Annotated in this window: 12 protein-coding genes; 5 read left to right on the top strand and 7 right to left on the bottom strand. The window is 31.9% G+C overall.

Annotation, left to right across the window (positions count from 1 at the left end):
• The first annotated feature begins 40 nt into the window (after nt 1-40).
• The 3 genes from ASF92_RS18375 to ASF92_RS18365 are packed head-to-tail and all read left to right on the top strand — an operon-like array spanning nt 41 to nt 3,161.
• Entirely contained in the window at nt 41-1,375 is a 1,335-nt protein-coding gene (locus ASF92_RS18375; RefSeq protein WP_197413329.1) for a lipopolysaccharide biosynthesis protein, read from the top strand.
• Nucleotides 1,362-2,246, top strand: coding sequence for a glycosyltransferase family 8 protein (locus ASF92_RS18370; RefSeq protein WP_056096726.1), 885 nt, complete (start codon nt 1,362-1,364; stop codon nt 2,244-2,246). Before ASF92_RS18375 ends, ASF92_RS18370 begins: the two co-directional genes overlap by 14 nt.
• A 36-nt stretch (nt 2,247-2,282) precedes the next feature.
• The gene (locus tag ASF92_RS18365) at nt 2,283-3,161 is read left to right on the top strand and encodes a glycosyltransferase family 8 protein (protein WP_197413328.1); all 879 of its coding nucleotides are present in this window, start codon (nt 2,283-2,285) and stop codon (nt 3,159-3,161) included.
• 16 nt (nt 3,162-3,177) lie between these two features.
• On the opposite strand, the gene ASF92_RS18360 is transcribed toward ASF92_RS18365, so the two are convergent.
• The 3 genes from ASF92_RS18360 to ASF92_RS18350 form a co-directional block, all read right to left on the bottom strand.
• Nucleotides 3,178-4,131, bottom strand: a complete 954-nt coding sequence (locus ASF92_RS18360; protein WP_056096723.1) for a glycosyltransferase — start codon at nt 4,129-4,131, stop codon at nt 3,178-3,180.
• Nucleotides 4,132-4,137: 6 nt separating this feature from the next.
• Complete coding sequence (locus ASF92_RS18355; RefSeq protein ID WP_157263972.1) at nt 4,138-5,667, bottom strand: hypothetical protein; 1,530 nt, start codon at nt 5,665-5,667, stop codon at nt 4,138-4,140.
• Between the two features lie 378 nt (nt 5,668-6,045).
• Complete coding sequence (locus ASF92_RS18350) at nt 6,046-7,353, bottom strand: hypothetical protein (protein WP_056096717.1); 1,308 nt, start codon at nt 7,351-7,353, stop codon at nt 6,046-6,048.
• A 685-nt stretch (nt 7,354-8,038) separates the two neighbouring features.
• Between ASF92_RS18350 and ASF92_RS18345 the strand changes: the two genes are divergently transcribed.
• A complete protein-coding gene (locus tag ASF92_RS18345) occupies nt 8,039-9,007 on the top strand; it encodes a hypothetical protein (RefSeq protein WP_056096715.1) in 969 nt (322 codons plus the stop codon).
• On the opposite strand, the gene ASF92_RS18340 is transcribed toward ASF92_RS18345, so the two are convergent.
• Genes ASF92_RS18340 through ASF92_RS18325 form a run of 4 tightly spaced genes read right to left on the bottom strand, consistent with a single transcriptional unit; the run spans nt 9,004 to nt 12,626 of the window.
• Complete coding sequence (locus ASF92_RS18340) at nt 9,004-9,432, bottom strand: hypothetical protein (protein WP_056096712.1); 429 nt, start codon at nt 9,430-9,432, stop codon at nt 9,004-9,006. The genes ASF92_RS18345 and ASF92_RS18340 overlap by 4 nt on opposite strands.
• 2 nt (nt 9,433-9,434) lie before the next feature.
• Nucleotides 9,435-10,871 carry a GMC oxidoreductase gene (locus ASF92_RS18335; protein ID WP_056096709.1) on the bottom strand — a complete coding sequence of 479 codons (1,437 nt, stop codon included), beginning with the start codon at nt 10,869-10,871 and terminating at the stop codon, nt 9,435-9,437.
• Nucleotides 10,872-10,878: 7 nt separating this feature from the next.
• Nucleotides 10,879-11,934, bottom strand: coding sequence for a UbiA prenyltransferase family protein (locus tag ASF92_RS18330; protein ID WP_082489617.1), 1,056 nt, complete (start codon nt 11,932-11,934; stop codon nt 10,879-10,881).
• Nucleotides 11,935-11,939: 5 nt separating this feature from the next.
• Nucleotides 11,940-12,626 (bottom strand): HAD family hydrolase, encoded by a 687-nt coding sequence (locus ASF92_RS18325; protein ID WP_056096705.1) that lies wholly within the window; start codon nt 12,624-12,626, stop codon nt 11,940-11,942.
• A gap of 220 nt (nt 12,627-12,846) precedes the next feature.
• Between ASF92_RS18325 and ASF92_RS18320 the strand changes: the two genes are divergently transcribed.
• Nucleotides 12,847-14,334: a glycosyltransferase family 39 protein gene (locus ASF92_RS18320; RefSeq protein WP_197413327.1), complete on the top strand. Its 1,488-nt coding sequence runs from the start codon at nt 12,847-12,849 to the stop codon at nt 14,332-14,334.
• Nucleotide 14,335 lies beyond the last annotated feature (1 nt).

Below are 14,335 nucleotides of genomic sequence, written 5' to 3'. Positions count from 1 at the left end.
GATAAAGATTATAAAAAAGGCGTTTGCAATTTTTAAAAATATGCATTTTCAATCCCTGCTCGCGAATGGAATGATGGCTGTTTTTGGAATGATTACCTTATCTATTTTATATAGGAATCTCACCGTAGTTGATATAGGTATTTATATTTTCTTTTTAGCTATTGTGGGTTTAGTAGATAATCTCCGGGCTGGGTTTTTGACGATAACAATTGTTAAGTTTTTTTCGGGTACAACAGAAGAGCGGGGAAACGAAGTGGCCGGTTCGTCCTGGTTATTAGCTTTAGTAATTTCAGTGCTATTTTTAATAATTAATATACCAACCTATTTTATTTCCTTGTATGTAACCGACCAAGGTTTAGCATTATTTTTAAAATATTTTTCGATTATATCCCTTATTACATTACCCTGTTTTATGGCCGATTGTATCGTTCAGGCAAATAAGCGATTTGATAGATTGTTGTGGTTAAGAATATTTAATCAAGGCTCTTATACATTAATCATATTTACTTTGGCTTATTTAGGTAAACTAAATCTGACGACGGTAATGTACACTTTTATAGGCTCAAATTTATTTGCCAGTTGCATAGTTTTGGTATTAAGGTGGACTATGATTTCATCAGTTTTTAAGGCCAAGATCGCTACAGCATGGGAACTTTTTCATTTTGGAAAATATAGCATGGGCACGAATATCAGCTCAAATTTATTTGGAGTAACAAATACTTTCGTAATTAATTTTTTAATAGGACCTGCTGCATTGGCGATGTACAATTTGGGAGGAAAATTATTACAAATAGTAGAAATACCATTATTAAGTTTTGTTACCAGTGGTATGCCGTTGCTGTCTGCTCATTATAACAAGGGTGAAAAAATTGAGATGGTTTACACATTAAAAAAGCTGATAGGCATGTTAACTATTGTACTAATTCCAGTAGTAATTGTCGCTTTAATTTTTGCCCAACCCATTATTCATTTGCTGGGTGGTAAAGGATATGTAGCTAATGAGGCACCAAACCTTTTTAGAATTTTTATGGTTATTGCCTTGTTATATCCTGCCGATAGGTTCTTTGCAATTGGAGTAGATATCATACACCAGCCTAAAATTAATTTTTATAAAATTATTATAATGTCGTTAGTCAATCTTGCCGCTGTATTTGCATTCGTTGGCATTTATCATTCTGTTTATTCCATCGCTTTTGCATCCGTGACACCAATAATTGTTGCAATTTATATGACTTACAAACCATTGAATAATTATTCGAAGTTCAGCTTTCTAAGCATCTACCAGGTTGGATTTAAAGAATTAATTCTTCTCATAAAACAGTTAAATGAAACCTTTTTTAAAAGTTCAGATAAAATAATCAATGAAAAAAAATAACATTTCTGTTGTGTTGGCTTGCGATAACAACTATGTCGTTTTATTAGCAGCATTGTTGAAATCAATAGAGATTAACCACACTGATAGTTCAATTGTTGATGTCTATATCGTTGATGACAACATTTCAAGGACAAACAAGTCTAAATTAGAGCAATCGCTAAGTTTAGTTAAGATGAAATTGATATGGTTAAAAATGACGGAAATTATTCCGAAAGATATTAACCTTCCAATTGTAAATAATGCATATCCTATAAATACGTACATCAGACTACTTATACCCTATATTGTACCTAAAGATGTTGAGCGGGCAATTTTTATGGACGTGGATATGATAATGCTGGACGATATCGCAAACTTATGGGCTATTGATACCGGAAAATTTGTAATAGGAGCAGCAAGCGATACCATAGGCCCGATCGTTAAAACAATTGGGAATGGAATAGAAAATTACAAAGAATTGGGATTAAACCCCGATGAAAAGTATTTTAACGCTGGTTTGCAAATCATTAATATTGAAAAATGGCTTGAGCAAGATATTACCAGAAAAACAATAAATGCCATCAATGAGAATAAAAAATATGCGTCGTTAGGCGATCAGTATGGATTAAATATCGCATTAATTGCCAATTGGTTTGAAATCGACAGGCTATGGAATTGTTTTTCTGTAAATGAAGACCCAAATCCAAAATTAATTCACTATTTTCATAGAAAGCCTATTTATAAAACTTATGCATATAATTATAGAGATGAGTTTTACCATTACTTAAATCAAACCAAATGGATAAACTTTAAACCGATAGGTGCCTCAAGCAGATATTTAAAAAAAATAAATAATATCATTCAAAAACTGAAATTCAAATTTTTGAAATAATAATCAGATAATTTATATAACTCTTATAGCGTGAAAGTGAATAATAATATATCGATAATTGTAGCTAGTGATAATCACTACGCAATATTAATTGTTGCATTGCTTAAATCAATTGATTTAAATCACAAAACAAACGAACATATTGATTTCCATATAATCGACGATGGAATTGCAAAATCTTTCAGGAAGAAATTAGAATCAACTGTAGATCCATCAAGGATAACAATTAAATGGTTTAACAGCAAAGAAATCGTTCCAGCTCATATAACGATTCCTGTTGATAGCTCAGCGTTTCCATTAACTGCTTATATGAGGGTTTTTTCACCTTATGTGGTTGACGAAAATGTAGAAAAACTGATATATCTGGATGTGGATACCATAGTTCAGGATGATATTTCCAAATTGTGGAACCTATCACTGGGAGAATACACAGTTGCTGCAGCACAAGACGTGGGTAAAACTGTCGATTGCAAATGGGGTGGTATAGCAAATTACGCCGAGCTAGGACTTACGGCTGACACAAAATATTTCAATTCAGGTGTCTTGGTTGTTAATCCTAAGAAATGGAAAACAGAAGGTATTTCTGAAAAAGTAATTGATGCTTTAAGAATTCATAAAAAATATGTTCAATTGGCAGATCAATATGGTTTGAACGTTGTTTTGGCTAATAGATGGTTACAATTAGATCCAAAATGGAACTGGTTTGCTTTTAATGAAAATGATAATCCATCATTGGTTCATTTTCTTGATATTAAGCCTATATTTAAAACGTACAATTCGAAAGAAGTATATAAAGATGAATTTTACAGGTATTTATCACTAACACCTTGGAAAAACTTTAAACCAATTAGCGGAAATCAAAGACACATCAGAAAGATTTTTAACAAGATCAAAAAGGCCTTTATAAAATTATAGAAGAAGAAATCTCCTTCTATAATTTTAAGCTATCTGAAGGTAAAACTTCATTGTTCGCCAGTTTGTTGAATATTTCATTTTTGCTCTGGCTCTTTTGGGATATCATATTAAGTAGTAAAATACCCATCACGAAGAAACCAATACAGATTAAGGCTGTTGTAAATAAGCTTACTGTCATAGTACTGGCCCAACCTAAAATAGCTTCATCTGTGAAGAATTTTTTGTATAGAACAATGCCGATAAAACCCATAAAAGAAACAATTATCAGCATAAAAATTCTTAAAAAAACCATTAATAATTCTTCCGCGTACTCTACAAAAGATTTAAATGCATGATGAACCAAGCTGGTTAAGTTCATTTTTGATTTCCCATCTATTCTTTTTAACCTATTGTAAACGATACTAGTTGATGAAACTTTTTGTTTAGAAAGATGAGCAGCAAAATGTATAAATCCGGTATAGCAGGAGGTTTTTAAAACTTTCTTTTTTATCATGCAGAAATTGCCAAAATTTAAGATTTTTCCGGTAATGACTTTAAATATAAACCTATAGATATAATACGATGCCTGAAAAGAAAAGCTTTCTTTTCTTCTACCTCGTGCCACGTTAACGATATCAAAATCTTTAAACTTGACCAAGTCAGCAATGGCTTCCGGGTCATCTTCGCCATCAGAATCCATTATGATAAATTTATCCGATGATAAACTATTAGAATATAACAAGCCTTGGTAAATAGCAGCCTGATGGCCAACATTAAACTTTAATTCTAATACGGTTAAATTGGCATTTGTTGATGAGAATTTAAATTCCTTCAACAAAGAAAGGGTATGATCTGAAGAGCAGTCGTCAACTACAACGACCTCAAACCTTTGAGGAAGTTTTTCTATTACGCTTTCAACATTCTTTAGAAATGAAATTACGGTAGTATTTTCATTAAAACAGGGGGTAATAATTACTACTTTTTCTTCCATATGGTATTATTTAATTTTGTAAATTAAGTACCCTTCAATATTTAGTAACAATGTGTAATTTGATTTTTTGATTTCATTAAAATCCTTTACAACTTCATATTTAGAATTAGGGTTAGAATCAATTATGTATTCGATGTCGCCATTTTTAAATAATTTCTCAAATTCTTGATATCCAAAAACCTCTAGTTTGCTAGTAGAGTATTCTAGAATGTCTCTTTGGGGAATCAGGCAATTTTTAAAGTAAATATTATTTAAATATTGTCTGGATGGTGCGTATGTATCAGTGCCTAAGTTCGAATAAATATATTTCCCTTTAGTGCTTTTTAAGTCTGCATTTATTAATTTAACTATCTGGGCAGTAGCATGTTTTTGTAAAATTAATTTTGGGTCATTCTTAAAATTTGTTATTGATTTTAAGGTATAGAATCCAAATAGAACTATTATGAAAAAGCAGAATATTGAAACTAACGAATATTTATGCAGTAAAAATTGGCGCCTTTTTTGAAACGTATTAAATTCAAAGGTTTGATGTATAGCTACAATTAAAGCTAGATTCATAAAAACCACGTAATATTGAGTTGTTGCACCCATTTTTAACGCAGTTACTGAGGCGAAGATTAAGGTTCCTAATGAACTGATTGCCAATAATCTATTACTATTGTTTCCTTTAAAAATCAAATTTTTGGCAATCAAAAGATATAAAAAGTAGAATATTAACGGCCAGCCAATTAATATAAATATGCTTCTGGTAAGGATATATTTTACAAAGTTTGTTACATCAATTCCGTTTTTTACACCTCCAATAATATTCTCAAAGAAAGATGGATATACTAAATAGGTCGAGTAGAAAAGAGTTCCGTAAAGTAGGGCAGATAATACGATAAGTTTTACCATTGTTGCCCAATCCCGAATGAGGAAAGAGAAGCCTACAAATATTATAATGAACTGTATTCCACTTTGTTTTGAAAATAAAGCAAGGGCTGTTAATACCACGACAACAATTAATGTTATATTTCTTTTATTATATTTATAATAATATATAAATGTGTATAACGCTGCAATTCCTGCTAGATCGTGCAACGAATCAGGTCTTACAGCAAAATTGTGTGCAAAATTTAGAGCGAATGATGCAATGAAAAGTAATAATGCTTTTAGACCAATTACCTGAAAATGATCTTTTGCAATTCTATAAACAATGAATGAACTGGCCAGATTAAACAATAGATTCCACGACCTTCCAATGTAATATAAGGCATATACGTTGTTTTCTGTAAGTCCGAAAACTTTAGCAGTAAACGCATTTAAAATATAATAAATGGGAGTATATTGTGTGATGGAAAAAGGGGCTTTTGATGGGGATGTGTATAATTTCCCATCGTATATAAGCTGTTGAATGCTATAAATGACATTTTGTTCCATCCCTGCTATATCTGATACATTCAGGAAAATTACTATGATTCTAAAACTAACAAGTGTTATAAATAGTAACATTAATAGATATGGCAACGAGGGCCTCAACTTCTTTAGGATTGTCATTATTTTGGGATGATTGTTAAAACCAAAATCTGTTCAATATATTTTAGGAGTTTGTTTGACATTGAATAGAGCTTATTTAATTAGGTATTTGGGTTGCTGTGTCTTATTTCCTAAGGTGGTATTGGAAGAATTTGTAGTAAAGCTTTCTTTTATGATCAATATGGTCTTGAATGTCAAATTCATCTGAGGAGTGTTAGGCAATAGAGGTTTTGATGCTAAGATAGAAAACATTTTTCTGCATTCTGAATTTTATTCGCAAATCAAACATAAATTTAGAGCTTTGGTGAAGTTACTTTTCCTGATAAAAGTGATATTTCCCAAAACAAAAAAGGTTCGTAATTTATAACTTACGAACCTTTTTTGTTTAGAACAATATCTTTAATTACCAGGCGAACCAATACCTGCAAATAATGAATTAAATCTATTAATATCAGTTATAGCACTAGACTGCTGCGCAAAATATTTGTTGTTTGATATATTTGTTTTTGCAGCATTCCCATTATAGTTTATCATATCGGTAATAACACCTTGTACTTTATATAACTCAAATCCTAAATTATTATAATAATCTAAGGTTCCTCCGAAATTATATAAATCTAGTATCTGACCTTCCCAATCCTTTGATGTATTCATTTTTCCAACTGTATTATTATAAACTTTGGCATTTACAAATGTTGTTTTTCCAGCAATTATATTTCTATCAAACTGTTGAATCTCGAAGCCACCGTATTTTCTGGTATTATAGCAAATGTTATTATATATTTCAACAGTTGCAGGTGAACTTCCCCTTGAATATATCCACATTCGAATTGCGTTGCCTTGGTAATTTGTTAGTTTATTATCGTGAAAAATACCATTACCCTGCATATAAAAAACACCATTATGATTATTTGACGATTGATTAATATTATTAACAACATTGTGGTGGATGTTGTAATCTTGAACATTGGTGAAAGCACAAAGGCTACCTGCATCTGTATTCTGAAATGTATTATAGGCTATTTCTACATCTTTAAAAAGCCCTGTATCTTCGTTTTCGTTTAGGTTACCTCCAAATGAGATTTGACCGGCATTATCGAAAAAGCAATTTAAAATTTTAAAATTTTCAACACGTGTATTGCTATTTCCGTTATAAACTAAGTTACTGCCGTTTGTTTTCTCTCCAGCAATGCAATAATCATTTACATTTTTGAAACTCATATTTTTTAACGTAACGCCGTTCATAAGCCCATTCAATTTTACTGCTCTTAAAGCGATATTTTCAAAAGCGAATCCATAGGTTAAATTGCTGATTGCGTCTCCCGATATCGTCACGTAACTGACGTTATCTGTTTCCATTCCTTCAGAAATATATACTTGCCCATTGTTAACTATTTTTACTGGACTTGCAGGGCTAGCAATGATATTTTTAATATAAATTCCTTTATATGTACCACCTTTAACCTTTATGAGTTTTATTGAAGTTAGATCCAACGACTTGCCATCAATGGTTAAATAACCTGAGCCGGTACCAACCTCATAAGAAGGGATCACGGCGACCGGGTTTGTGGGTGCTACTGGGTTAGCCACCGGAGCTATAACAGATGTTTCAGATTTAATTTCTTCAGGAACCGTGTTTTTTTTGCAGGAAGCAAATAAAATAGCGATTAGAGCAATAAAAAGGGGCATTTTCAGATTTATTCTCATTAAAATTTATTAAGATAAATTATTTATTTGTTGCTTTTTAAAACGGAGGATAATTTGATTATTGTGTTTTAATTTTCTTTATAAAATCCAACTATAATTAGATTTAACTCATTAAAGTTGTTTGAAAGACGTTATTTCAAGTTTTTTAACGAAATTAAGGGAATAAATTAATTACAGAGTTCTAAATTTATGACATTTCTGTTACAATTTAATTTATTTGTTAATTATCATTTAAATGCTTGACAGTGTGTTGATTAGTAAAAGTGTTTGGTTTATTGGGCTTATCGTATTAAGAAAAATACAAAACATATTATTTTTGTTTGTGTTTAATATTTCGCGTTTTTTCATACCGCAATATAGTATAATTTTTGAAAAATTATAAAATATAGAAATTAAGTTTATATTATCTGATAGACTTGATTTCTTTATATGTTTTGATTTGCCAGCAATTATAGTATTACTGTTTCGACAAGTTATGATATCGGATGGCCTCTATGAAGATTTAAACACAATACTTACTATTTGTAATAAGAAAATTCGAAATACATCCACCTGACATAAGAAGTGAACAAACCAGTTCTAGTATTGAATATCATATGTGTTTATTTTATTAGTTATATATTTGCTTTGCAAAATCTGGTCATACACTTGTATATAAGCTTTATTTCATTGCTAAAAATCTTCTATGTTTAAAAATTTTGTGCTATTATCTTATGGAAGCGACGTGGAGTATAGGAGAGCAATCTTTTGTATTTTTAGCTTTCTTAGTTGGAAGCCAGATTTGAAAAATATTAGATTCGTTATTTATACGGATTATCCTGAAGCCTTTAAAATCCACCTTTCATCCTTAAATGTCCAATACATATTGTTAACCCCAGAATTGGAAGAACAACTTTTAAATGGCACAACATTTCATCATTTAATAAAGGTCGGTGTCATTGATTTGACTTTTAAAAAATACCCAGGTGAGCATTTATTTTTTGTTGATACTGACACATTTTTCATTGCCAACCCATCAAATATATTAAATTCATTTGCCAGAGGAAAAAGCTTTCTACATAAGCGCGAATACAGATTGGGTGATGCAGTATCTGAGTTTGCCGTATTTAATCAAGAACACTTTCCGCTATCGTTCATGAGATTTATTTCAGGAAGAGTTTTAAAAATAAACAACAAAACTGTGAAGTTCGATGAAAATGACTACAGCTGGAATACTGGGGTGTTGGCATTAAATAATGAATTTTCATCTTACATGGCAGACGTCAAAGACTTAACTTATCAGTTTTATGAAAATTCTAAATGGTTTGTTAGCGAGCAACTTGCATTTTCCTTAGTGCTGCAGAAAGTTACTCTAATACGACCAGCTGATGATGTGGTTTTTCATTATTGGGGTCGAAGGCAAAAGGTTTTTATGGATAATTATTTAGATGAATTGTTTAGGCTTAATTCTTCTAATAAACTGGATTTGGGCAACACAAAACTGGCCTTAAAACAGTTGCAGAAAATGCTATCGAACGATATTATCCTGGAACAAATTAATATTGCTATTCGGAAGAAGGATTATCCTTATTTAATAAAACAAAGCTTAAAAATTATTTTAAAAAATCCTTTTAGCTCTAATATATTTAAACAAATTTACAAAGAACTTAGCTAAGCAATTTTCTCTTCCGCAGGTAGCAATATGTATGAAAATGGATTGGCTATTGGGCTTTTGTACGGATCGAAAATTCCCAGATATTTAACTGTTTTTTCAACATCCATTTGATTTAAAAAGAAATCTGTTGATAAGAGGTAGTACCTCACCAGGTCGTTTATGTTATTGGAATTATTTGAATTACGCCGACCATAATACAATACTTTCCATTTTAAATTTGCCATAACATTATTTGCCCCATTTTTAAAATAATCGTTGATGTAGTTATCTACACCTGCTTTATCCAGTTTTAAATAGGATAGTTCTTTCTCAATTAACTTAGCTGCATACTTTTTTATGCCCGGCGAAACAAAATATAGTGACGGTGGAATTGCAACCATGCCAACCAATACGCCTGATAATAACAAAAAGCTTCTTCTTTCCATAATTAAAACATTTTATCGGCCGCAAATAACGACAATGCAGAAAGGGTTAAACTTGGGTTAGCAGCACTATAGGTTGTGAAAGCCCCGGCACCTAATACGAATACATTTCGATATTTATGATGAACCAAATATTTATCTACCACACCAGTATCTGCATTCGTCGACATTCTCGTACCACCGATTATATGACCTTCATTGGGGAAGGGGTCTAAGTATTTTAAGCGTTCAACAGGCAGGCAAGATAAAATTTTTGGCAATTCTATTTTTGCATTTTGGAAAGCCTTTTCCGCATAATCAGAACGACCATCGTAATGTACTTCGGGTTTTAATTTATTTGATGAGGTAGTAATGTAATTTTTATCATCTGGCAAGTCTTCAAAAACCAATCTAAAGCTTGCAATATTTAGCCACTTATTTTTTTCAAACCGGATAAATGGCGCGTTATTTACCTCAATTAAACAGGCTGCATGATCCTTTCGATGGGGGCCATCATATAACATATAGCCATTTGCATTTACCCACGTACTACCACCTGCATTACTTAAATTATCTAAATATATAAGCACCTGAATACCAAGTTGTTCACCGAAACCTTTGCCGGTAAATTGATTTTTATCGCCAGAATTTAGTAAAATATTAGTGTTGAAAAATGGATTTGTGCCAAGGGCTATAACTTCTCCTTCTGCAGTATGTTCTTTTGAATCTTTAATGTAGCAAACTTTTCTTGCTACATCATTTACAATTTCTAATTTATAAACTTCAGCCCCGTAAATAATTTCTACCTGCGGGTTTTGATAAACTGTCATCCCAGAGTTCTCGATACTAAATTTAGCATCAACGGGGCAAGTTCCGCATGTGCTTGATGCCATGCAGGCATTTCTATATGCAGTTGCCCTGCTAGCTCTTGCAGTAGGTTGACTTATATAGTGGTTGCCATATTTTTGGTTTAGAATTTCATCAACTTTACTAAATCTATGCGGTGGTAGCGGATACTTTCCTTTTTTTGGGAATGGAGTTTCATCTGGGCCGGAGATTTGCATAATTTCTTCAGCCTCATCATAATATGCTTCTAGATCGTCGTAGGTAATTGGCCAATCCTGCGCTACGCCGAACAGCGATTTCATTTTAAAATCTGATGGCATAAAGCGAGGTGTACAACCCCACCAGCAATTGGAACTGCCCCCAAATCCGGTTGTAAAATGCCAGTCTTTTTTTGGATTAAAATTTTCTACAAGCGAATCCCATTTCTGTTCATATTTAATATCAGGTAAGTTTTCTCCTTTTCTAACTTTTAATTTTTCGGCATGACTGTAAAAATAGCCCCGCTCCAAAACCAAAATTTTTTTATTTCCTTTATTTTTGGCTAAATATTTTTGTAAAAAGAATGACGAAGCAAAACCAGTTCCCACAACAATCAAATCGTATTTATCGTTTTTCATTTTATTTTTAGGAATCGTAATTGTAATTATTTGCGTTATTCAAAAACCAATGTAACCAAGGTATTTCTACAAACATTAAAACACACAGTAGTGCAGTAAAAAGCGCTAGGTAAAGCATAAACCATTTCCTGGTATATAGCTTTTCCGAGCCTTGCACCGGAGAATCATCCAATAAACCAATTTTAAGATACCATGAAAATAGTAAAGCAAAAAATGGGAAGCTTACCAGAAGCTCAATTCTATCTTTAATCAGGAATATACCCATAAAAAAAGCACATGTTATGGCATAAAAGAACATCGAAACCAACAAACTATTTTCAGTATATATCTTAAATGATTTTCGGTATAAGCCAGCCAATTTTGGGTTGTCGATTAGCCGGTATTCGGCGAATCTTTTTGTAGCCATTAGAAATGCCCCACCCATCCAATAAGCAATGATGATACTAATGGGAGGAAAGGTATTAATCCAATTTAAGTCCCATTTACTACTAGGAATTCCTAATGCCGGGCTAAATATGAACCATCCTGCAGCAAATCGAATTGGGTTATTTACCGATTCACTTAAAACATCAAGAAAAACACGATCTTTACTTCTAAACGGTTTTACATTATAAATAACCCCCATTATCAATAAAAATACCGCAACGGACATAAACTTTATAGATACGAACGAGGAAAGGGCGATGCCTATAACCGCCAAAACTGCGTATTCCGTATAAACAATGGTTGGATTAATCATGGTTACCACCGCCGATCTTCTTTTTTTTAAAGGGTGGAATTTATCAAAACCCGCATCTAAATATTCATTTATAACATAATTTGCAGATGCTATCAAGCACATACTTATAACACCTAAAACAATTTTGATGATGAGCGCGGAGTTGATCGGCGTGTGAAAAATAGATAATGCAAATAACATTCCAGGTACCATAAACAAGTTTTTTACCCAATTATCTGGCCTTGCTATGGTAACATATTCTTTCAAACTCGCCTGTCGGAGTTCAGTTTCTTTTGGTTCTTCTGACGATTCTGGATCTTGAGGGTAGGTAATTTTATCAATCATAATGTCTATTGCTTAACAACATTAAGCACTTGTTTTGAGAGGTTTTCGAATAGTGAATTTTTTAGGTTTTCTTCATTTACCAATAAAAATGGCATACTTGCTGCTTTTGCGCATTCACCGTCTAACTCCATCCGGTCGCCGATAAACAGACATTTATTTTTATCTGAAATGCTTAATTTAGTATATATAAACTCCAAACCATCTGGATTAGGTTTAAATGCGTCCATATTAGCATCCGTTGAACTAACGTATAAATCTGCTTTTAGTTCCATAGACTCCATTTTTTTTATCGAATCATAATCGGAATATATAGCAATTCGGATATTTCTTTCGGAAAGTGTTTTAAAAAGAAGATGTATGCCAGGATAGGTACAGGCTTTTAAAAATTGATTGGGATAAGTGAATATCCATTTATTTATTACTTCTTTAATTTTATTTATAGGTTGATTTGTTTTGTTGTGGCACCAGATATATTGCTGCTCGTTAAGATTTGCACCTCTAAAGCCCTTGTTTTTTTCTCTTTCTTTACGGAAATGGTATAAGATACGCAGTTCGTTAATCTTCCATGGTTGAAGAACGAAATACTTCATTAAGGAGAATAGCATTTTTTTTCGGAGAAGGCTTTGGTTGTATAATGTACCATCAACATCAAAAATTACTACCTCTAAGTTATTTAGAGAGATATTATGCACAGGTGGGTTATTATTTATGTAAAATTATTAAAAATTCCGATATTGCATAAAATCGAGACCGTCTATTTGCATGCCATTTCCAAAAAAGAGCGCTCTGAAGGATAAATTCAGTTATTATTTATTTTTATTAATTATAATTTTAGGTTTCTTTTTAAGATTATACCATTATTTCATCAACCGATCTTTATGGTTGGATGAAGGATATTTATCTTCGAGTTTATTGAGATTTAACTATCTGCAACTCATAACTGAACCTTTAGACTATCAGCAAAAAGCACCAGTCGGTTTTCTGCTTGTAGTAAAATTATTTTTAAATATTTTCGGCCATAATGAATATGGTTTAAGATTTGTTCCACTGGTATCAGGATTATTATCGATACTAATATTTATTCCTGTTACAAAATATTTTTTAAAAAGTATAGGCATCTTGGTTGCCCTGACAATTTTATGTATATCGCCAGCTTTTGTTTATCATTCAGTAGAAATTAAGCAATATTCTACAGAATTGCTTTGTTCGATTTTATCGTTTTACATGCTGATAAAATATAAAGCATTAAATCATATTAAAGCGATAATTATTTGGAGTTTGGGAGGAGCAGCAGTTCTATGGTTTTCATATTCTGCAATATTTATTACAGGTGGTATTGGTTTAGGCTTGTCTATTTATTATCTATTTAATAAGCAGTGGGGTATTTTCTTTAAGAGCCTCATACCCTTTATTACTTGGTTAATTAGTTTTATTTTACTTTTTGTTTTTTTTATTAATAAAACCCCAGATGCGGAATGGGTGGTCAATTGGTTTAGGTTTTATGGCGATTTTATGCCTTTACCTCCAAAATCTCTGTCGGATTTAAGTTGGTTTTTCACAAGCTTTTACCGGATGCTAGATTATCCACTAGGCTTGCTTTGGAATTTTATTGATTCCGGATCGAAAGTGTACTATTATGCTCCATTCATTAAAATGCCATTTCTGCCATTTATTTTATTGGCTGCAGGAATTTATTATTCTTTCAAATCATCACATCAGGATTTTAGTGTATTAATTGTACCAGTAATATTGGTGTTATTGGCATCTGGTTTAGAACTCTATCCGCTAACTGAAAGATTTTGGCTGTTTCTGACACCAATATTTTTAATTTTTATTGGTACTGGTTTAGAAGGTTTAATTAAGATAAAATCGTTGCAATCAATAAAAATTATTATTGTTTTTCTGTTATTAATCTCGCCATTGATTCAATCTTTCCAATCTATAACAAACAGTGCTACATTTTATAAACACAAAAAATCATATCAGAAAGAATCATTAGACATGATTAATCAAGGATATAAGGATGGAGATGCTGTTTATGTGTACTGGAATGAATTACCGGGCTTTAAAGTTTATGAAAAATTAAAAGCATACAAATTTAATGCTATTGAAGGTCAGGACTTTAGATGGAATTCTGCGAATCTCGTCGATTATAACACAAAATTAAGGTCAGATTTTAAAAAATTTAAGAATAATAAAAGAGTTTGGGTTATCTTTAACCACAAGTTTTTATCAAATGTTGGTGATCCCATTAGCATGCCAAAATGGTATTACGAAAATAAGGATTTGCCTGCAGCAAATTTGCAGACAGAGTTGTCTAAAATAGCTAAGGTTATAAAAACATCAACAACAGCCGATGTTAGCGTTTATCTTTTTCAAATTAACAAATCAACATTATAAA

Origin of the sequence: Pedobacter sp. Leaf176 (assembly GCF_001424305.1) — a bacterium.
GTDB lineage: Bacteria > Bacteroidota > Bacteroidia > Sphingobacteriales > Sphingobacteriaceae > Pedobacter.
The sequence above is the reverse complement of the archived record's forward strand: the minus strand, read 5'-3'. Positions and strand labels throughout refer to the sequence as shown.